Annotated in this window: 17 protein-coding genes and 1 pseudogene; 8 read left to right on the top strand and 10 right to left on the bottom strand. The window is 47.5% G+C overall.

Translation table 11 applies throughout. The features are described from left to right. The 4 genes and pseudogenes from NDA06_RS15315 to NDA06_RS15300 form a co-directional block, all read left to right on the top strand. Positions 1-161: pseudogene (locus tag NDA06_RS15315) on the top strand (transposase); the annotation flags it as partial. Positions 162-377: 216 nt separating this feature from the next. Continuing rightward, positions 378-1,175, top strand: coding sequence for a carbohydrate ABC transporter permease (locus NDA06_RS15310; protein WP_242030340.1), 798 nt, complete (start codon positions 378-380; stop codon positions 1,173-1,175). Between the two features lie 327 nt (positions 1,176-1,502). Beyond that, complete coding sequence (locus tag NDA06_RS15305) at positions 1,503-1,979, top strand: hypothetical protein (protein ID WP_190986420.1); 477 nt, start codon at positions 1,503-1,505, stop codon at positions 1,977-1,979. A 363-nt stretch (positions 1,980-2,342) separates the two neighbouring features. Continuing rightward, positions 2,343-2,960 (top strand): ElyC/SanA/YdcF family protein, encoded by a 618-nt coding sequence (locus NDA06_RS15300; RefSeq protein ID WP_242047503.1) that lies wholly within the window; start codon positions 2,343-2,345, stop codon positions 2,958-2,960. Positions 2,961-3,042: 82 nt separating this feature from the next. Here NDA06_RS15300 and NDA06_RS15295 read toward each other — a convergent pair whose 3' ends face one another. Then, positions 3,043-4,554: a CIA30 family protein gene (locus NDA06_RS15295; protein WP_190986419.1), complete on the bottom strand. Its 1,512-nt coding sequence runs from the start codon at positions 4,552-4,554 to the stop codon at positions 3,043-3,045. A 78-nt stretch (positions 4,555-4,632) separates the two neighbouring features. On the opposite strand from NDA06_RS15295, the gene NDA06_RS15290 reads away from it, so the two are divergent. Together NDA06_RS15290 and NDA06_RS15285 are read left to right on the top strand one after the other, a co-directional pair. Next, positions 4,633-5,178, top strand: coding sequence for an HAD-IIIA family hydrolase (locus tag NDA06_RS15290; protein ID WP_190986418.1), 546 nt, complete (start codon positions 4,633-4,635; stop codon positions 5,176-5,178). Positions 5,179-5,437: 259 nt separating this feature from the next. Beyond that, positions 5,438-6,358 carry an alpha/beta hydrolase gene (locus tag NDA06_RS15285; RefSeq protein ID WP_190986417.1) on the top strand — a complete coding sequence of 307 codons (921 nt, stop codon included), beginning with the start codon at positions 5,438-5,440 and terminating at the stop codon, positions 6,356-6,358. Between the two features lie 53 nt (positions 6,359-6,411). Here NDA06_RS15285 and NDA06_RS15280 read toward each other — a convergent pair whose 3' ends face one another. The 3 genes from NDA06_RS15280 to NDA06_RS15270 all read right to left on the bottom strand — a co-directional run bounded on the left by NDA06_RS15280 (position 6,412) and on the right by NDA06_RS15270 (position 10,779). Further along, entirely contained in the window at positions 6,412-8,865 is a 2,454-nt protein-coding gene (locus NDA06_RS15280) for an HD family phosphohydrolase (RefSeq protein WP_190986416.1), read from the bottom strand. Between the two features lie 241 nt (positions 8,866-9,106). Further along, entirely contained in the window at positions 9,107-9,994 is an 888-nt protein-coding gene (locus NDA06_RS15275) for an ADP-ribosylglycohydrolase family protein (RefSeq protein WP_190986415.1), read from the bottom strand. Positions 9,995-10,086: 92 nt separating this feature from the next. Beyond that, positions 10,087-10,779 carry a hypothetical protein gene (locus tag NDA06_RS15270; RefSeq protein ID WP_190530352.1) on the bottom strand — a complete coding sequence of 231 codons (693 nt, stop codon included), beginning with the start codon at positions 10,777-10,779 and terminating at the stop codon, positions 10,087-10,089. Positions 10,780-11,087: 308 nt separating this feature from the next. On the opposite strand from NDA06_RS15270, the gene NDA06_RS15265 reads away from it, so the two are divergent. Continuing rightward, entirely contained in the window at positions 11,088-12,455 is a 1,368-nt protein-coding gene (locus NDA06_RS15265) for a mechanosensitive ion channel family protein (RefSeq protein ID WP_190986414.1), read from the top strand. 65 nt (positions 12,456-12,520) lie between these two features. On the opposite strand, the gene NDA06_RS15260 is transcribed toward NDA06_RS15265, so the two are convergent. From NDA06_RS15260 to NDA06_RS15250, 3 genes are all read right to left on the bottom strand, one after another. Beyond that, positions 12,521-13,348: a DUF3153 domain-containing protein gene (locus NDA06_RS15260; protein WP_347277042.1), complete on the bottom strand. Its 828-nt coding sequence runs from the start codon at positions 13,346-13,348 to the stop codon at positions 12,521-12,523. A gap of 56 nt (positions 13,349-13,404) precedes the next feature. Next, a complete protein-coding gene (locus NDA06_RS15255) occupies positions 13,405-14,712 on the bottom strand; it encodes a metallopeptidase TldD-related protein (RefSeq protein ID WP_190986424.1) in 1,308 nt (435 codons plus the stop codon). 291 nt (positions 14,713-15,003) lie between these two features. Next, positions 15,004-15,528, bottom strand: a complete 525-nt coding sequence (locus NDA06_RS15250; protein WP_190410669.1) for a tetratricopeptide repeat protein — start codon at positions 15,526-15,528, stop codon at positions 15,004-15,006. A gap of 333 nt (positions 15,529-15,861) precedes the next feature. Between NDA06_RS15250 and NDA06_RS15245 the strand changes: the two genes are divergently transcribed. Further along, complete coding sequence (locus NDA06_RS15245) at positions 15,862-16,422, top strand: hypothetical protein (protein WP_190535392.1); 561 nt, start codon at positions 15,862-15,864, stop codon at positions 16,420-16,422. Positions 16,423-16,446: 24 nt separating this feature from the next. Here NDA06_RS15245 and argB read toward each other — a convergent pair whose 3' ends face one another. The 3 genes from argB to NDA06_RS15230 form a co-directional block, all read right to left on the bottom strand. After that, positions 16,447-17,340 carry an acetylglutamate kinase gene (gene argB / locus NDA06_RS15240; RefSeq protein ID WP_190410667.1) on the bottom strand — a complete coding sequence of 298 codons (894 nt, stop codon included), beginning with the start codon at positions 17,338-17,340 and terminating at the stop codon, positions 16,447-16,449. A gap of 89 nt (positions 17,341-17,429) precedes the next feature. Continuing rightward, complete coding sequence (locus tag NDA06_RS15235) at positions 17,430-18,005, bottom strand: shikimate kinase (RefSeq protein WP_199324161.1); 576 nt, start codon at positions 18,003-18,005, stop codon at positions 17,430-17,432. 66 nt (positions 18,006-18,071) lie between these two features. Continuing rightward, on the bottom strand, positions 18,072-19,529 hold the full coding sequence (locus NDA06_RS15230) for an NB-ARC domain-containing protein (RefSeq protein WP_190986413.1): 1,458 nt from the start codon (positions 19,527-19,529) through the stop codon (positions 18,072-18,074). Positions 19,530-19,744 lie beyond the last annotated feature (215 nt).

Below are 19,744 nucleotides of genomic sequence, written 5' to 3'. Positions count from 1 at the left end.
CCCCCTTATTCACCCGAACTCAACTTAATTGAAATCTTATGGAAGTTTATGAAATATGAATGGATAGAGATAGAGGCTTATCGGGACTGGAAAAGTTTAGTAAAGTATGTCAAAAATGTGCTAAAAAAGTCGGAACCGAATATGTAATTAATTTTGCTTAAGCACTTAATTAGATTAAAAGCAAGATTTTTTCCAAAAATAAACATCATAAATTAATAATAATAATAATAGAAATAATTATTTATTTATTTTTTTATTGACTGATTCCAATTAAAGAAAACAGCTATTGTCGCCCAATGATAAATTCCAAAACTCAAAAAACAAACGTGATATATCGCCTTTTTACAACTCAAAACTCAAAAGTTAAAACTTTTTGGATGTATGGGTTCCTGGGAGCGATCGCGCTAGTGATGCTTTTTCCTCTACTTTGGCTCATCAGTACTTCCTTAAAATCTCCCACTGAAAATATCTTTCAGTTCCCACCCCAGATAGTGCCACAAGAGCCGACATTCCAGAACTTCATCACCGTTTGGCAAACCAATCCCTTTGGTCAGTATTTGTTCAACAGTACCCTGGTGGCAGTGCTGACAGTGGGCTTAAATCTGCTATTCTGCTCGCTTGCCGCTTACCCCTTGGCACGGCTGGATTTTCGGGGACGAGACATGGTTTTTGCGGCTGTTGTCTCCACGATTATGATTCCGTTCCAAATTGTGATGATTCCCCTGTACATCTTGACCGTACAGCTAGGTTTGAGAAATACCTATTTGGGTGTTATTTTGCCAAGCATCGCCTCTGCCTTCGGGATTTTCCTACTGCGGCAAGCATTTCAGGGCGTTCCCAAAGAACTGGAAGAAGCCGCTCGGATGGATGGCTGTTCGGAGCTAGGCTTGTGGTGGCACGTCATGCTTCCGGCAATTCGCCCAGCACTGGTGACTCTGGCAATTTTTGTCTTTATCGGTTCTTGGAGTGACTTCCTCTGGCCCTTAATTGTCCTTGACCGACCCGAATATTACACCCTCCCCTTAGGCGTCGCCACCCTTGCCGGGGCATTATCTCTAGATTGGCGACTGGTTGCAGCGGGTTCTGTCATTTCCATTACTCCAGTGCTGCTTGTCTTCCTCTTTTTGCAGCGATATATTGTGCCGACAGATGCAGGGAGCGGCGTCAAAGGTTAATGGTGCTTCAGATCAAGGCGATCGCGCAAAGATTTATCAAAACACTCTATCCAACCAGAAATTTCCCTTAAAAACAGAGCGGTGCTACTGTTAGCTTTATTTTCAGTTCCAAGAGTCCTGAATTCGACCCGGAAGCGATCGCGTACGAGAGATTTAAGTGGATTCAGCTTGATCTAAGTCATGCAATCGGGTGATGAAAACTCACCCAATCGGGTGAAATTTGCGGCAACAACCTGGCTGTTTGCGAAATTTCAATGACTCATCTGGATGTTTCAGAAGTACCGATTTAAATTCTTGCAGCGATTCCTTCAGGAGCAGTCACTCTCTATGATTCACCACATTTCTCTCCCCGCTGAAAATCCCCTTCACGTCGCCAATGTCTTTGCAGAGATATGGAATGGAAAGGTTGCCCCATTCCCACCAAACCCAGGCAGTTATATCGTTATCGCCTGCGATGAGTACGGGACGATGATTGAGATTTATCCGGTTGGTACCGAAATGATACCTGGTGAAGGTTACGAGCAGGCAGCATTCATTCAAAACGTTTTGTACTCACCGTTTACAGCTACCCATGCTGCCATATCTGTACCGACGAGCCAAGAACAGATTGAGAAAATTGCCACCCGTGAAGGCTGGCGCGTGCTGCGCTGTAACCGGGACTCGTTTTTTGATGTGATCGAGTTGTGGATTGAGAACAAGCTATTGATTGAACTGCTACCCCCAGAGATTGCCCCTCAATACGTAGCATTTATGCAGCCACAAAACTTGGAGAAGTTGTTCTTTGCCACTGCTACAGCAGCGTGAAACGTGGATTAGACAGGCTGGGCGGTTCCTACTCTGCCTAATTAGACAAAGTTGATTCGCTCATTAATCTTTCAAATTCTGCTCGGAAGAACAACTGAAGACGTTGAGATATAGAAATCAGATTTCTTCCGGATATAGCTACGTTGTCTATGTAAAACAAAGATTAGTTAGATGCACCCTGATGTTTACCCCTGGAGACAAGCCAGGGGTTTTTCTTTTTAAGGGGTTATTTTGACCGATTGATATTTTCCGGAGTTGGGATGCAATTCCTTGAGGCTAGCTAGAACAGATTTCTGATAACCTTTGAGGGGAGTTTGAGTGAGCGTGCGTCAATGGTTTTTGTCTAACTGGCGTCGTGTTTTTCTGCTCCTCTTGTTGGGAAGTGCCGCGATCGCTCCAGCGACGATTTACTATGTGAATGCAGTTACCAGAAGCGATCGCTATACCGATCCTGCCCAAGTTCCGGCTGAGCGTGTCGCCATTGTTCTTGGTGCAGGCGTATTGCCCGACGGTAGCCCCACACCGATGCTAGCCGATCGGGTGAAAGCGGCTGTGCAACTTTATCAGATGGGTCGGGTTAAAAAACTGTTGATGACGGGCGATAATAGCCGCACCGACTACGATGAAGTGAGCGTAATGCAGCGCTACGCGAGCGATCGCGGTGTACCGGCTGCTGATATTACTCTGGATTATGCTGGTTTCAGCACTTATGAAAGTTGCTATCGCGCACGAGAGATTTTTGGGGTGACACAGGCGGTTGTCATCACGCAGCAGTTCCACCTGTCACGCGCCGTGTATACTTGCCGTCAATTAGGTGTGAATGCGATCGGCTTGGGTACACCCGATTGGGGACGGTATGGAGATGGGGTGATGAAATCTTATACAACGCGGGAAGCACTCGCGACGGTGAAAGCCGTTTTAGAGGTGAATCTTCTCCGTCCTCAACCAACTTTTCTAGGACAATTTGAGGGAATAAAGTAGGGACAAGCAAATGTTTGTAAAGATAGTAGACTTCTTGCACGGAGTTTTTTATAAAACCGCAGAGGCAAGAAGTCTATTTGTTTTACGATTTGATTGCTGCAATGCGATCGCTTTGCAAGCTGGAGAATAAGCTTTCCCAGTCGGGATTTTGGCTATCTTCTGCCTCTTTTACCTCAAAGGTGAGATTACACGCTTTCGGTTCTTCTAGCGATCGCACGCACAATTCGGCAATATCTTCCCGGCTCACTTTGCCCCGAATATTATCACCTTGCTCGAAAATTAACGCCTTGCCTCCTGGTTCTTCCGTCAAAGCACAAGGTCTGATAATTGTGTAAGGAATACCACTTTCACGGATACTTTCTTCCCCGCGCAATTTCCAAGTAAGGATTCCTCCTAGTTGGTCATTCATTCTCACCGCTGGTGGTTCTTCCTCTAAATTAATTCCAGGACGACCGGGACGAGTTACACCTGCCGAACTGACCATGATAAATTGAGGCATCGCGCCGCCATAAGCTTTGATAGATTCCACCTGCAAAGCAAAGCCTCCCGGTGAAAACTTTGGATTTAATTCTCCGTCGTATTCAAACTTGCTCAGCATCAACTGGAACGAGCAAATTTTGCTAGGGTTAATTGCTTCGCCATCTTGCAAAGTTTTGGCGCGAAACACAGGAGTTAAGTCAGCGAAGGGAACGCGAACATCGATCCAGGTATTTGCTACGGTATCAAAAGAATAAGAATAAGCAACGCCATCCCATCTGGATTCGGTGCGGATAAAAAATTTGTAGCGTTTTCCATCGCCTCTGACGCGCAATTCCACACCCTCGTATGCTGCCAAATTCATCGGAGTGTCAAAGTTACGGGTACGAACGGAAGCAAAGCCACCAGAGTTGTCGGTTGACACGTTGCCAGCAAACAGCGCTGTGCCTTCTACCAGTTGCATCGCACTCTGGCTTACGCCACCCATAACGACATCATCCACCGCACCCCATGTATCTTTGATGTCATCGGAGGGGTTGCTAAAATCAAACACCACTTTTTCGACAGATCCCCCCTCCGTAAGAGGAGTGAAGGAGTTGGCAGCAACTTGCACTAAGTTCTGGATGCCTTGATAATCCACGATTTCCGGGCTGTCAACGACTTCGGGCATATAAAACTTGATACCCTGATAATACTTCGCCCGATCTGGTGTATCGCCCTCGACTGGCTGCACCCGAACCCCAGTGCAACAAATTACAGCACTAACGTTCGACATCATTTCCGGAGTCAATGTTTCTGGGATGGTGATGTCTCCCTCAAAGAGTTCTACGTTGTCGCCCAGCATTTCCTGCGCTTTCTGAGTATTTCTGACGAGGGCACGCACTGGATAACCCCGTTCAACCAGTCGCTGCACGACTCGTTTACCGACACCACCCGTCGCCCCAGCAACCAGTATCACTCCCACGCGCTTTCCTCCAGTAGATTTGTCTTGATTATCCTTGGTGCGACCTTGCAGCAACCGCTGAAGGCAGTTGAAGAAAGGAATCACCTCGAAATAGGTCAGCGTTTGCAAAAATCTGCCGAAATCCCATTTAGCTCGGTTATTTTGATTCGTCATTTTCTTGTAAAATTCACGTTTTTAGCTGATTCCCTTTATCTTTGTTTAATAGCCCACTAATTTGAAAACAACTCTCTAATGGAGCAAGATCCTTCAGCCGTCAATGCTGAGACTAATTTACTCATCCTCGATCTTGATGGCACGGTGCGCTCGCCACTCTCAGATAACAAGTTTATCCAGCGTCCCGGCGATCAGCAGATTATTAAAGGCGCTGAGGGAGCGATCGCTTACTTTGCCGCGACTGGCTGGAAAATTGTCGGCGTAACCAATCAAGGGGGCGTCGCCAGTGGTAAAAAATCTCTGCAAAGTTGCATTAAAGAGCAGCAATACACTTTGGGATTATTACCAGAGATAGAAGAAATTTATTTCTGTCCTGACTTTGAAGGAAAAAAGTGTTTTTGCGTAACCCCCAGCGATATTGTTAACCACAGCCAACACCCTGAATCTGGGAAGTTTCGCAAACCGAATCCAGGAATGCTGAATTTGGCGATAGAAAAACACTTGCCAGACAAAGTGTTAATGGTAGGCGATCGCTCAGATGATAGGAATGCCGCAAAAGCCGCAGGCATCAAATTTCAGCAAGCAGAAAGCTGGAGGCAAACTTATGGCGATACTGACGTTTGAACAAATGGGGATGAGGATGCGATCGCCGACTCACTCTTTCCAATCCCGATCCGTTGGGTGAGGTAACAATTACTGTGCCAGCATCAGCGATTGATGCTTACGCAACTGTAATTGCCATAGATTTTGCTCCAGCAAATGCAGATTCATCGGTTACTATTTCCTTTAGTCCAAAATTGGCTGTCTTTTAACGCAAAGAGCGCAAAGGTAAGCGCAAAAGTACGCAAAATTAAAGATGTAAGCTTAAGGTTTGTTAGCGCTTATGCTTCAGTTTCAGCCGCCTGGTTTTGAGCAAAAAGTCATAGAAACCTCCCTCGGTTCGATGGTTTACTATACCGCAGTAGAGGACTCGTGGTTAGGGCAACGACAAGCTGAATTGCCACCGTTAATCTTCCTGCATGGCTTTGGTGGCGGAGCTTCTGCCTACGAGTGGTCGAAGGTGTACCCGGCTTTTGCAACGACTCACCGCATATTCGCACCAGATTTAATTGGTTGGGGAGAGTCAGCTCATCCAGTCCGAGATTATCAAATTGCAGACTATTTGAAGACGCTGACGGAGTTTATTGAGAAAATTGCGATTTCTGGAGGAGAGCAAAGCTTTACCCCGGTAAAAGTGGTGGCATCTTTGCTGACGGCGGGTTTCACAATCCGTCTGGCAACTGAACGTCCGGAGTTATTCCAAACGCTATTTTTAGTCTGTCCATCTGGGTTTGCCGATTTTGGGCAAGATGCTGGGCGCAGATTACCGCTTCAAGTAATTGGGACGCCGCTGTTAGATAAGCTAATTTATACCCTTGGCGCGACAAACGAAGTGGCGGTGCGGAGTTTTCTGGAACGCTTCTTGTTTGCTCAGCTAGAACGATTGTCTGAAGAGATAGTAGAGGCTTATTTGGCGTCAGCACAGCAGCCGAATGCAGAATACGCGGCGCTGGCGTTTTTACGGGGCGACCTTTATTTTGACCTTGCCCTGTATATTCAGCAATTGACGGTGCCGACTTTTATCCTGTGGGGTGAACAGGCACAGTTTATCAGTGTGAATCTAGGGAAACGTTTGGCTGCACTCAATCCAAAAGCAATTCGCCGGTTTCAGCCAATTGTAGGAACGGGAGTGCTACCTCATTTAGAGCAACCAGAAGTCGTAATTGGACTGCTTCAAGGTTATTTCTCAGCAGCGAATTGCTAATTGTGTTTTTCTCAGCCTGCGAAGTAGAGCGCAGCTACGCGAATCCTCTTCTATTAAACGGATGCTTTACATCCTTTGTCTGAGCTAACCGTAAATTTGGGATAAGCAATGCGTTGGTGATTATATTGTTGCCAGACTTGGACGAAAACTTCCGCAATGCGGGATAGTTCTTCTCGCGTTAACCCAGACTCAGCTAACTGGCTGTCTTGCCAACGGGCGCGGAGAATTTTGTTAATCATGGAGAGGGCTTGTTCTGGAGTCGCATCTTTAAGCGATCGCAATGCTGCCTCACAGGAATCTGCCAACATCATTATCCCCGTTTCTCGCGACTGAGGAATCGGCCCGTCATAGCGGAAATCTTCCTCCCGCACAATTTTAGTGGGGTCTTTCTCGGCTATCTGCTGCGCTTGGTGATAAAAATAGGCAATCAACATTGTTCCCTGGTGTTCCGGGATAAACCCCTGAATTGCCTTGGGCAAACGGCATCGCCGCGCCATTACCATGCCCTCAGTCACGTGTTTTTTGATAATCTCAGCACTCTTCCAGGGGTCATTAATTTCATCATGCTTGTTGGGACCACCCATCTGATTTTCAATAAATCCTAATGGATCGTGCATTTTCCCAATATCGTGGTACAAAGTACCGGCTCGAACGAGTTCCACATTGCAGCCCAGTTCCCGCGCTGCGGCTTCTGCTAGGGTGGAAACGAACAGCGTATGTTGGAAAGTTCCGGGCGCTTGAGCGGCTAAACGTTTCAACAAGGGACGGTTGGGGTTCGCGAGTTCCGCCAGCCGAATCGGCGTCACCAAGTCAAATACGTGTTCTAGATAGGGACTCAAACCCAGCGCTACAATACTCCAGGCTAAACCGGAAAAACCGCATAAGGCAGCTTCTTGGAGTACGGTGTACCAAATTGAACCCGTTGCGGCACCGAGAATCAGATTTACAATCAGGTAGACAGTGCCTTGAGTTAATCCGACGCCAACGCCAAGGAAAGCGAGTTCTTCGCGCGATCGCATTTTCCCTGCCAGTAAGCTCATCATAATTCCACCCGCAGCACCCGCCACCAAACAATCCCAAGTAATGGGCAGGCTAACCGATAACACGCCACCCAGCAGTCCCACAACGGTGACACCCAACGCAGAACCGTAGAAACTGCCCACCAATAAACCAACTGCTGGCAAATTCGTATAGCGAATACCCAAACTCACTAGCACTGGCGTACTCAAAGTCAGCAGCAATATCAGCAAGTGATCTCGTTGCCGGATTTGGGGATTAAATCGCCGTTCCACCCGCCAGAACGTACACACGCCACCCGTGACCAGAATTCCAAAACCAATCAATCCAGACCAGCTAAGGCTCCGGCGGCTTAATTGAAAATACTCTAACAGCACAAAATCTGCCTGGGAGATGGTTTCACCGGCGCGGACAATCACCTCATCCTGCCGAACTGCGATCGTTTGCAGTGCCACCGCTTTTGCTGCCTGTTCTGCCAGTTGTTTCGTTTGTTCTGGATCTTCTATTAAGTTGGGGCGCAGTCCCCAGAGCAACATTTGGGTTGCCACCGGCTCAGCTTCCGGGGGAACGAGCAAATTCATTTGCACTCTCAACGCTTGCTGTAAGATACTGTCAGGCAAGCCTGGGGGAATCCCTTGGGTGAGCATCCGTTCGGCAACCTGGGGGATGCCGGTTTTTGTTTGCTGCCAAGCTTCATTTGACAAGTCAAGCAGGGAGGCATCGTAGCGCCTTTCTGGATTGCCATCTGAGAAGGCGGCGACAGCTTTGGCGTATTGCGCGCGGGCTTGGTTAATCGTGCTTATTAGGGCTAAAAAATCTTGAGGACTTGCGGCCTGATGGTAAGCTTGGAGTTCGGCGACAGCAGGTGTTGCGGAAATATTCGATTGACCGTTGGCATCTGGCAATAACCCTGACTGGGATTGATTCACTTTCATGTCAGTGTCCACCGCTGCCAATATGGAGCGCCACTCCCACTCCGCGCACTTGCGGAGGTCAATCTGAGTGGCAGCAGACAATATGGCAGTCGGAACCATTGGAAAAGAACCGGCTAGTTGTCGGAGGTCGTCGGCGGTACGAAGGGATCGCTCCAAATCATCGTAAACTTGTTCGGTTACGTCTTGCTGGATCGTCAAGACGGGCACGGCACCTGTGCGGGCTGCCTTCCGTTTTTCTTCTGTGGTGAAAGTATCTACGACATTAGCGTCAAAGGTTGCCCGAATCGTCTGCGGTGCTATCTTGCCGACGGCGAGCTTTGGCGCATTGTAGTAGCGCTGCCCCATTGTTCCGGTGAGGGACACCACTGCCAGCAGCCAAACGATCCGAGGACGGTTTCTGCGGTTTTGGAGAGTAGCGCCAAGACCTAATCCTAGACCTTGCCCTGGTATAGCGGCAGGCGAATCAAAAAGTCGGGATGGTAAAAGACTGCGAAGGGGCTGGTACGTCCGCCGCCATTGATCAAGCTGGTGCGTCAATGACTGAAGCGTCTTCATGTTTATAGTATGGCTGTCGTTTTAGGCGACAGGAGTGATGGTAGCGAAAAGTAGATTGGCATTCATAAAAGGCACCTTACAGCAATCTTTACCCTTAATGGCACCCCTTTGTTGGCTTCATCCTACCTTACAAAACACTGCCCAAATTGCCTATCCCCCTTGGGGGATTTATCCGATTAAATTTAATTTTCTTTGACCAGCTTAGCTTGCATGGAGTAGCGATCGCTGGTATTAAAAAAAATTAACGCCGTTGAATTACATGGGGCGCTGCTACGGCGCTTATTTGCTGGACTTGCTTTGCTGTTGAGGCATCATAAACACCAGACCAAACAGCAAGGAGATTGTCTGCTAGTTGAAACAACTGAGCATCTGAGGCGATTCCCCACTTAGGTTGATTCCAAGATAGCCGCCATCCCATAGGAATGCCCACTGTACTGTTATACGCTCCCGATAAAGCACCCGCGATCGCGCAGGTAATCGAGGGTTGGTAGCCGCTACGGGCAGCACGGGCGACACTCAGGCGAAAATCTTCTAGAGTACTGAGGAAGCAGTAAAAGCCGAGAGCGATGGGGGTACTCTGGGGCTGGGGATTCCGACATAGTTGAGCGATCGCTATTTCTAAGCTCGCATTTTCTGCTAATAAAATTTGGACTTGCTCTAATTGTTGCACCAGAGGCGTCTGGGAATCTCCTAAGAAGGCAAGGGTTTTGGGAATCAAAGTAGCCCGATTGAGTTTTTCTCGAAGGCATTGAGCGATCGCGTATCCCACTGCTAACGCCCCATCTCTTAACTCTGGCTCATCTTGCCAGATGCTGACAACTTGTTCTAAATTTTGCCGCAGTTTGGCTTTATATTCATGGGAGAACAGCACAATCGGCAGTGTGGCAATAATCGCTCCTGGCGTAGGCGTGTTAGCACTGCTCGCGTCTATCTCTAAAAATTTTTCCGTGAGGTGACGCCAATCTGCGAAATCGAATTTACCCCGCTCAATTAAGCTTTCTGCACCCCAAACTGCCATTTTGCCCCAGCTAGGAGGCTGCTGAGACTGTTTTTTGCTCAAAGGGGTGAAATCCCCGAATGCAGCGCCCAACAAGGTGCCGCGAAACCGACTTAACAGAGAGTAGCGCATGATTTCTATCGTAGAGGCGATCGCGACTTAGACAGCGTTCTCTCAACATCTGCCGTGCTATAGTCTACCGTCTCCCCAGTAGAATCGCATCTTCACTGAAAATTTTCCCTTGTAATGACTTCTCCTGTTTGGATATTTTTCAAAAAAGGAATTCCTATCCAAACTTCTATCGAGAAATTATAAGATGAATTGTAGTCATCGACAATATAACATCCATTAAAACTGCGAGTTTTCTTCAGGGAAATATTCCAACTCGGTGGAGAAATACTCCAATATTTAGCTTTTTCACTAGATTCGTTTTGTAAATTTGTTTTACTAATTTTATAAGGAACTTCAATAATATCGATTAAATCATAAGCATATTCATACTTATCCAAAATACTTAGAATATCCTCCCAACTTTGAACTTTTATTTTTTTGTCAAAAATTCGTGAATTCAGCCAAGAATTACCAATTTCAACCAGTTGTTTCGCGATTAATTCTACCCGATGCTTGTCTTGCTTGAGAAACTCTAAATCTTCGGGAAGTAATACCCTGTTGGGTAGAATAGTCCAAACTTCAAAGGAAGTCTCTGTCTCTGTATCAAATGAGAAAGTAGATTTTTTTATACCTGGTATGTCTTCAAAAACTTGCACAGCACTAATGGGTGCTAGGGAGTCTAAGTATTTAGATTTAGTAGAACCTATTTCAACTTCTGGTAAATCTTTTGGGTAATTCTCAGCTAAATGATAATCTGGAGCCTTACATAGCTCTTCTGGAAGATAGGATTTTGTTGAAGTTTGCACTGCGCTTCTCCATTAAAATAATTTTTGTTTCAACAGAGTAGCAGAGCGAGTAAGACTATTCAGTGTTGCAGTTTACTAAAAATAAAGAGTTTTAATTATCAAGTATTTTCATCCGCCTAAAGATAGATAAAAAAATGAATAACGAACACCAAGCGATCGCGCATCAAATATTATAGAGGGAAAACAAGTCAAGTATGGGTAAGAGACATGCAACAACTGAAACTTAGAGTAAGATTCCCTATCTATAGTAAGAATTCAGATGCCAAATGCGCGAATTATGCTAAATTTGGTCGTTCTTCGGAATGGATATGAAAATTCTTTTTCATCGTTGCACTTGGCAGCAAGGCTCACAGCGACTCCAGATTTTAATGGTTATCACTGGCATTTTCTTCATTACCATTCCATCTGGACTCGCCCAGGAGACTGCCTCGCCAAAATCCACACCCGTAAGGATTTCAACTGAAGAACAATATTTTGCTGATGTTGTTGTCAGAGGACGCCCAGTTTTTCAAGTAGGTAGTTTATCGGGAATCAGCGCTCAAGAGCGATCGCAAATTATCAATCGGCGGATTGCCAGTATACTGCTGCAATCAGAGGCTTTGGGGCAAGTCACCGTTAAACCAGACAATCCACGGAAGATAGCCACCTTACAACTCAATAACCGAGTCTTAATGTCAGTAACTCAACAGGACGCCCGCGACTTTGGGGTGTCTGTAGAGGTGCTTGGCGAGAAATGGGCGAACCAATTAAATCAAGCTTTCAAAAAACCCCCCCTAGCCATTGATGTCGGACAGCGACTTTATCTTACCGTGCGCGATCTGGTACGGGACGCCATCAGCAGCTTGCCCTTAATTTTAGGGGCATTGGTCGTCGTTGGCATCACCTGGGTAGGTGCTAGAGGCGTCCGTTACATTGCTTTAAAATGGGCGCAGAAAGAGACAGAAGGCGATCGCAGCACTGAAATTCTGATGGGGCGAGTGGGATACGGTGGAGTCTGGGTTATTGGCTCTGTCATCGCTCTAGGCGTCTTGGGGCTTGACATTGGAGCCTTACTGGGAGCCTTAGGACTCACCAGCGTCGCGATTGGTTTCGCCCTCAAAGAGGTTTTCAGTAACTACATTTCTGGGATGATTTTACTTGCCGCCCGGCCTTTTCGGTTAGGCGATCAAGTGACGATCAAGGAATTTGAGGGAACCGTTACTCAAATCCAACTGCGGGCAACCACTCTAAATACCTATGATGGGCGGAAAGTGTATATCCCGAATCAAGAAGTTTTCCTTGCCAGCATTATCAATAACACAGCTTTCAAGCACCGCCGCAGTTCGGTTACAGTTGGCATTGCCTATGGTGCCAATATCTCTACTGCTAAACAAGTGATTACTGATGCCGTTCTTAAAGTCAAAGGCGTGCAGCCAAAACCAGTGCCAGAAGTCCTTGTCCGGGAACTGGATTCTGGAAAGGTGAATTTGGAAATCCGCTTTTGGGTGAATTCTCGGCGTTTGGAGTTTTTAGAAACCACTTCTAAAGCAAATGAGGCAATTAAAGAAGCCTTGCACAAAGCGGAGATTGAAATACCCACTGAAATTTATACATTGTTAGTACGCAAATCGCAGACTGAGGCTGATGTCTATCCCAGCGACTGGGATTCCCAGAAGCGGCTTCCGAACGGCAAGTAAGCTGTTCTAGGCTCCCAGTCTGTTAGCTCCGAATTGTTAGCTCCGAATAAAGCGCGATCGTGCTTTTACTGCACCTGTGGCACCGATGGAGGTGCAGAACTGACACCGCTTCCCTTGCCTCGGTTGTATTTCAAATAAAACCCTGCCACTACTAACAAGATAATTGCGAGGGTGCCAATACCGAGGGGACTGGGAAGCCAGAATACCGCCTCAACATGGTTCACTTCACCGGGTTTGAGCGTCCAAACTAACAGATGTCCTTTCTCTGAGATAACTGGGTTGAGTGCATTCTCCGCTTTCTCAACACTCCGCGCGCCCCAAGGGGTTCTCAAGCTAAAGTCCAAATCGAACAGCGAACCGGGACTAACGATAACGTTACCGTTAGTAGAAAGAACGCCGAGCGATCGCAAATCCAAATCGTAGCTTAAGTGATTCCGTATCCAGAACAGGAAATTCCCCTGTCTCAGACTCAGGTGGGAATTAATCTTTGGTAAATCTGTATCTGTCGCCGCCTGAGAACCTTTCTTTGCAGGGGGATTAAAAAACTGGTTAAACTTCTCCTCCAGTTCCGCACCACTAGCAAACGGAATTGTCACGACAACTTCCTGGTTTGAGATGCGCTTCGTTTTCCCTTGCAATTGTCGCGCCCGACGCTGAAGGCTATCTAACCATTCCTGTGCCTGCTCGCTGCTCAATGCCGTCAGTTGTTCGCCCAACTTGATATGCTGGACAATCTCGCCACGGTTCGGATTCTCGAACCTCACCCCAGCATCATACTGAACGCAGCCCGACAGCAATACGACCGCTAACAGCATCGCCCAAAGAACCCGCATTTTCGGCAATACTTTACCGAAAGCACCCCTCGCACTCCGACTCAACACAGCTAACTTCACGCCTTTCTCTCCTCCTTACTTCTCTGGTTGCCTTCTCTCGTGCCGGAAGTCGTTCGTTACCCTTGCCGCGCCGCTACACCCAACTGCTGGAACAACAAACTCGGCAAGAAACTACCCCCACCTACCCATTCCGGCTTATCGCCCAAATCCACCAAATTTTTAAACGCCTCAAAAATACTACCAGCCACCATCGTATTCTTGACTCGACCGACAATCTGACCTTTTTCTACCTTGTAGCCTAAATCCAGATTGACAGAAAACTCTCCCGCCATTTGATTCGACTGTCCAGCACCGAGAACCTGATCCACAATCACCCCCTCATCCATGCTGGCAATTAAATCCGCTGTCGATGTCTTCCCAGGCGCAAAGCAGAGATTTACTAACTCTGGGCTGGGACGCGACAAACCACCCCGAAAGCCGTTTCCTGTTGACTCACAGCCAGCCCTGGCTGCCCAGCGCCGATCCCAGTAAAATTCTTTCACTGTGCCTTTCTCAACAAACACTTTGCGACGGGTGGGCATGCCTTCATCGTCAAAAGCACAGGCAGATGGCCCGATGCTGGGGTCTTCAAATAAATTTAAGCGTTCGTCAAAGAGGGTTTCGCCCAGTTTACCGACGAGAGGAGAGGCTTTTTGGACGATACTTTGACCGGAGAGAACCGTCTTAAATAGGCGTCCGATGGCACTAGCGGCGGCTCTAGGATTAAACAGAACGGGGAAAGCTCCGCTCTGAATGGTCGCTGGCTGCTCTGCTAGAGCGTATTTTCGTAACAAATCTTCTAGAAGGCGATTAAAATCTGGGACGCCTTCACGGGCAATATCGGAGCTATAAACCTGGAGAAAATCTTCACCCCGTACCAAATTCCCCGAAAGGCTGGCACTAACAACCTGGCTGGTGCGCGAGGCGTAGACATCCGCACTGGTTGCAATTTTTACGTTATTTGTCCGGACGTGGAACCCCACATCTACCAGAATATCGGAGTTGTAGTCGTGGATTTGAGAAATTAAGCGATCGCCCACTTCCACTAATTCCTGGGTTGCTGGTGGCGTATATTTTTTTTCCGGTTCCGTCACCTGTACATCCGCAGCAAATTCAAACTCAGCCTTATCGCCAATTTCTGAAGTTTGTACGGCAGCATCCACCAAATCTTCCAGCCGCGTCAAGTCAGTGGAACTGGCAAAACCCAGCCTCCCTTCGTGTAGCACCCGCAGCGCTACTCCTTGTAGCGCTTTGGTTTGCAGGGATTTTAAGCGATTGTTTTCAAACTCAACTGGTGTGTCTTGGCTTGATAGATAGTAAACCTCAGCGGAGTCGGTTCGTCCCTTCGCCAATTTCAGAATCTGCTCCAGCGTCGCATCAGTCACCATCTCAGGTTCTCCCGCTTCACCCATACCATCTTAAAGCTACCAGCGGGACTCGTCGCACTACTGCCCTAAATACCGCTGTAAAGACAGACAGGAAGTTTACCGACTGCTGCTAATTGTTCTACGACTTTTAATTGGAGAAAAATCTCCTCAACAACTCAAACAGAAGCTGGATTTGCGATTAGATGAATTTTCCCAACCTAGGAAAGCCCATCCAGTCACGCCATATTGGGCATAAAAAAAGGTTTGCGGGAAGCCAAACAAGAACTCAATCACAGATAAAATTAGCGTTCAAAAATTAAACCAAGCCAATCCACCGAGTGTCAAACCAATGGCAACCAAGGCAACCCAAATAAACAAATTGTCCTTGGTATTTACTTGGCTGAGATCGATGGGTTCCGGTTCTGGACGCTTTTGAGGAGTTTTCGTAGCACCCTGAAGATTGCTCCCCCGGCGAAATTCCGGTTCGCTGTCAGCGAGAGTTGTGAGATCGGGAATCTCTGTCAACCATTCTGGACGCCTGCTGAGTTGCGGGGCTTCCATAATGTAGAGTAAGCGACGGCTTTGCTTGCTAGTTTGTGGATCGGGATGATGTCGCAGCTGTTTGCAGAGGGCGATCGCTTCTGTTGTTTGTCCTGCTGCTTCGTAAGCCGTCACCAGCCAAATCAAGATTTCTCCTCCCAATCGGGAGTTTCGAGTCACCAAGCTACTCGCCTTCTCTAAATGCTGCACTGACTGGCGGTAATTTCCTCGCTCAAATGCTGCTGTGCCAGTCTGGTACTCGGTTCTAATAATTTCCTGGGTTTCTGAATTCACTGTGCCAATTGAATTTAAAGAGAACTTTTTTGTGCTTTGTACGTCATCACCGATAGCCTCTTTAAATTTTAGCGAAGCAGATTATCCTGTAATCAAGACGGCTAAAATCAATTGCCTTTGCCAGGGTTTTCCAGAGCATCCAAAGACAAAAGTTGCCAGCTGCCAGATCGGAAGATTTATCGTCTGTAAGGGGTGGTTTCTATTTCGTTGTTCTAACATCACCCGTTCAGGTGAATCAACGAGGGGAATTTTTCTCGCCTTGCCAGGGTTTATCTTAAGAAGTCATTCAAAATTTCATACTTAGCACCATCCAAAAGATTAGGATGTAAAACCATGCTCAAAACCCTACCTCTGCCGTTGCATCGTTTTCATCGGTTTTGCCTTGCCACCGGCTTAGCACCCTTGACCCTGGGCATTACGGTACTAACCGGGGCGATTTCCCCAGCCAAGGCACAATTAATCATTCAGCAAGGCGTGCCTACTTATGGATTTCCCCAGCATGGAGTTATCCAGCCGTCGTCGGGTAGCTTTGTTTATGGCAGTCCGATTCCCAGTCCGATTCCGATAAACCCAACGACGGGGATGAGCGATCGCGGATCGAGTAATTACTACCGAGTCAATCCCAATCCCTATCCGAGTTATCCCGACTATTACCAGGGTTATCCCAACTCCTATCCAAGTTATCCCGACTATTACCAGGGTTATCCCAACTCCTATCCGAGTTATCCCGGCTACCCGGTGGGATCGCACAGAAGAGTCAACAACTCGACACTGATCAACCCCACCTTAATCAATCCCCAGATTCGGGATTCTATCCTGATTAATCCAGTGATTGTGAATCCGCGAGGCAATCGCAGACGCTTCAACCAACCCAGGCAGATTATTATTCGTTAATCGCGCACGCCTAAGTCATAGACCCTAAGTCATAAACTCAGAGGCGATAATCATCGAGCCGATACCGGCGTCGGTGAAAATTTCTAATAGCAGTGCGTGGGGAATACGACCGTCAATAATATGAGTAGCCCGAACGCCTTGAGCAAGCGATCGCACGCAACATTTCACCTTGGGAATCATCCCACCGCCCACAATACCCTTCTCAATTAGACGCCTCGCTTCGGCGATATCCACTTTGGCAATCAGAGTGGAGGGATCTTTATAATCCTGCAAGATCCCTGCTGTATCTGTGAGCAAAATCAACTTTTCTGCCCCCAAAGCTGCCGCAAGTTCCCCAGCTACGGTATCCGCATTGATGTTATAGGCTTGTCCACTGTCATCGGTTGCCACGCTAGACACTACAGGGATATATCCGCTACTGACCAGTGACTGCAAAAGCTTGATATCAATACTGTTCACTTCTCCCACAAAACCAATGCCCTCTACCCCTTCTGGTCGGGCTTTGATCAAGTTGCCATCTGTGCCGCAAAGTCCAACAGCGGAACCGCCAGCACGGTTAATTAAGGAGACAATTTCTTTATTGACCCGACCCACTAAAACCATTTCCACCACCTCCATTGTGGCGGCATCGGTCACGCGCAGGCCATTTTTAAATTGGGGTTCGATTCCCAGTTTGCCCAGCCAAGAGTTTATTTCTGGACCACCGCCATGTACCACGACGGGACGCAAGCCTACACAGGATAAGAATACAATGTCGCGCATTACCTTATCTTTGAGCGAAGCGTCTTTCATCGCCGCGCCGCCGTATTTAACGACAACGGTGCGACCGGCAAATTGCTGGATGTAGGGTAGTGCTTCGCTTAGCACTCGAACGCGAGTCGCTTCAGCTTTCTTGAGGTATTCGCTATCGTTAAGCATTGCTTAGCAGGATGATGCCAGTAATCGTTTTCTAGAAGTTTAGTGCATACTGGCGTCTGCGGCACGATTAGAGGCGGCTGTTTCCAGTTTTACTGACCGTTATTGTCTGGCTTTGGCTTAAGAACTGTGGGAATAGCTTCAATTACTTGCGTCGCAATTTGTTCGGGAGTTTGCCCCTCGCCAACGGTGATGTGCAGGTCGGCTTGGGCGTACAGCGGTTTTCGTTGCTCAAACCGCTTTGGGAATTCGGTCGCGATGTCAGCGTTTTTTAACAGAGGTCGGGTGGTATCGTTTTGCAAACGGGCGACTAAAAGTTCCACAGGGACATCCAGCCATACGACGAGACCGTGTTGGAGATAGCTCCAATTTTCTCGCTTCAGGATAATACCGCCGCCAGTAGCGATCGCTAACTTCGTATAAGCCGACAATTCGGACAGCACTTGGCTTTCCAGCTTCCGAAAGCTTTCTTCGCCGTCACTGGCAAAAATATCATTAATCGATTTTTTCGCAACTTGCTCAATCACCGCGTCGGTATCGAAAAAGTGATAATCCAGATGCTGTGCCAATAAGCGTCCTACGCTTGTCTTTCCCGCACCCATCATGCCAATCAGGTAGACATTGATGCCCTTGAGTCGGTCGCGCAGGTTCTGATTGCTATTTTCCATCTTTACAATTGCAAGAGCGATCGCTGTCCTAGTGTAACCATCAACGGAAGAAATTTACTTTTTTACCTACATACAAATTTCCAGGTAGCTATCTTTATCTATGTCTTCCAGCGACGATTGCCACTTCTCTACCAATCCGCCGCGCACGCTGCTTCTTACCCAAGGATGCAGATCGTAGCGGGGATTGCCTAGCTCATCTTGTACGTCTTCAATCAAATACCATCGTCTCAGATCCGCTAGTGCTGCATCTAAGTCTAAATCCAGCAATTTCCCAACTTGAGATAACTCGGCTCTGCTAACCGTTGCATCCACCCCACCCAGGTAACGCAGTACATTTTTTGCTGCCACATTGATTCGCTGCCACGCTGCCTCTAGACAGAAGCGGTAGAAGGTCTCTACTTGTCGGCTGGCATGCTTTAATTCCGACAAGATTGGCTCAAGTGCTTGATCGTGGAATACTCGCCCAGCTAGGAAATGCAGTGCTAAGGGTGCGCCGCAAGACAATTGATGCATTTGATAAAGTTGTTCGTTGCTTGCCTGCCTGATTACCGAAATGTTGTTGTATTTTGCCTCATCCTCCAACAATTTAGACGACCATCTTGCTTCGAGTCCTGGGATTTCGATTAATCTCACATACGGAGGTTTAGTTCGGTGTCGGCTGGTAATCAGTGCCCGACTGGGGTTGAGCATTTTGATAAGGTTCGCCAGAATATCTTCAACTTGTGCGGTTTCCGCATTATCCAAGACGACTAGCAATTTCTCTGCTCTCAAACGCTGGTGAACTCGCTCAGGGGGACAATCCAGTTGATGCGCGATTCCATTTAAAAATTTCTTCCACGTCAGCGCCTCAAACTGCTTTTCCTGGCTGATGTAACCATCCACCCACTCACTTTGCCTCGCTGTCACCCACACCACATCCGCGAACAGATTTCTGTCGAGTGCTTCTTTCGCAATTTGGCTGGCAGCTTCAGATTTGCCATACCCTGGACTGCCGCTGAGGGAAAAAATAGAGAGTTCGGCGGGATCGTCTAGGCGGTTCAATACTTCTTGAATGAAGCTTTCTCGCCCCCACACCATTCGACATCGCGGATTGGGGATAAACAAGCCCCGCTGGCGTTTTTTGCCCCGCTCTAGTGGTGCTTCGGCTGGGGCGTTGAGGGTTCCATTCTCCTCCCAGCATCTTGTACCAGGAGTAGTAGACAAGGAGTCTTGAGGAACGACCTGTTCCCCGATTGGACAGGATAGCAAGCTCTGAGAATTGTCCGGAGCATTCTTAGAAAACTCGCTCCATTCATCATAGGAACAGTTCAATAACAGATGACATAAGCCATTGGCAATCCGATACTCGCAGGTTTGGCGGCTCTCCGAGTTCAAAATCGCTTGTAAAGCTTGGCGGGAGGGTTCAAGTGTATTGAGTTGTTTCCGCCACGCACTCAAAAATTCTTGCATTAAGGCACGCTTGCCTTCAGGCTTGTACTTTCTGTTGAATTCTTCGTGTAGCTTTTTCTTTAAGCTTGCGGACAAAAAAACGTTACTGTTATCTCTTCTGAGGTCAAATCCACCAGCCATATAGATACCGATAGACCTTTTTGCGTATTTCTGACAAAATTTGGAGCTTTGTATCAACAAAATCCTGCAAACTATTAACTTGAGCAACCAACTTGGCTTTGAATTACTTTGAAATTACCCTATAATTGCTTTGTTTCAATTTCAGTAATGTTACGGTTGCCTAATAAGGT

Source organism: Trichocoleus sp. ST-U1, from assembly GCF_039961835.1.
Classification (GTDB): domain Bacteria; phylum Cyanobacteriota; class Cyanobacteriia; order Cyanobacteriales; family FACHB-T130; genus FACHB-T130.
The sequence above is the reverse complement of the archived record's forward strand: the minus strand, read 5'-3'. Positions and strand labels throughout refer to the sequence as shown.

Excerpts from the sequence above, each read along its gene's own strand:
- NDA06_RS15245 (WP_190535392.1), top strand. The coding sequence starts at position 15,862 with ATGCTCAAAACCCTACCTCTGCCGTTGCATCGTTTTCATCGGTTTTGC.
- NDA06_RS15290 (WP_190986418.1), top strand. The coding sequence starts at position 4,633 with ATGGAGCAAGATCCTTCAGCCGTCAATGCTGAGACTAATTTACTCATC.
- NDA06_RS15310 (WP_242030340.1), top strand. The coding sequence starts at position 378 with ATGTATGGGTTCCTGGGAGCGATCGCGCTAGTGATGCTTTTTCCTCTA.
- NDA06_RS15275 (WP_190986415.1), bottom strand. The coding sequence starts at position 9,994 with ATGCGCTACTCTCTGTTAAGTCGGTTTCGCGGCACCTTGTTGGGCGCT.
- NDA06_RS15305 (WP_190986420.1), top strand. The coding sequence starts at position 1,503 with ATGATTCACCACATTTCTCTCCCCGCTGAAAATCCCCTTCACGTCGCC.
- NDA06_RS15265 (WP_190986414.1), top strand. The coding sequence starts at position 11,088 with ATGAAAATTCTTTTTCATCGTTGCACTTGGCAGCAAGGCTCACAGCGA.
- NDA06_RS15235 (WP_199324161.1), bottom strand. The coding sequence starts at position 18,005 with ATGGAAAATAGCAATCAGAACCTGCGCGACCGACTCAAGGGCATCAAT.
- argB (WP_190410667.1), bottom strand. The coding sequence starts at position 17,340 with ATGCTTAACGATAGCGAATACCTCAAGAAAGCTGAAGCGACTCGCGTT.
- NDA06_RS15295 (WP_190986419.1), bottom strand. The coding sequence starts at position 4,554 with ATGACGAATCAAAATAACCGAGCTAAATGGGATTTCGGCAGATTTTTG.
- NDA06_RS15280 (WP_190986416.1), bottom strand. The coding sequence starts at position 8,865 with ATGAAGACGCTTCAGTCATTGACGCACCAGCTTGATCAATGGCGGCGG.
- NDA06_RS15285 (WP_190986417.1), top strand. The coding sequence starts at position 5,438 with ATGCTTCAGTTTCAGCCGCCTGGTTTTGAGCAAAAAGTCATAGAAACC.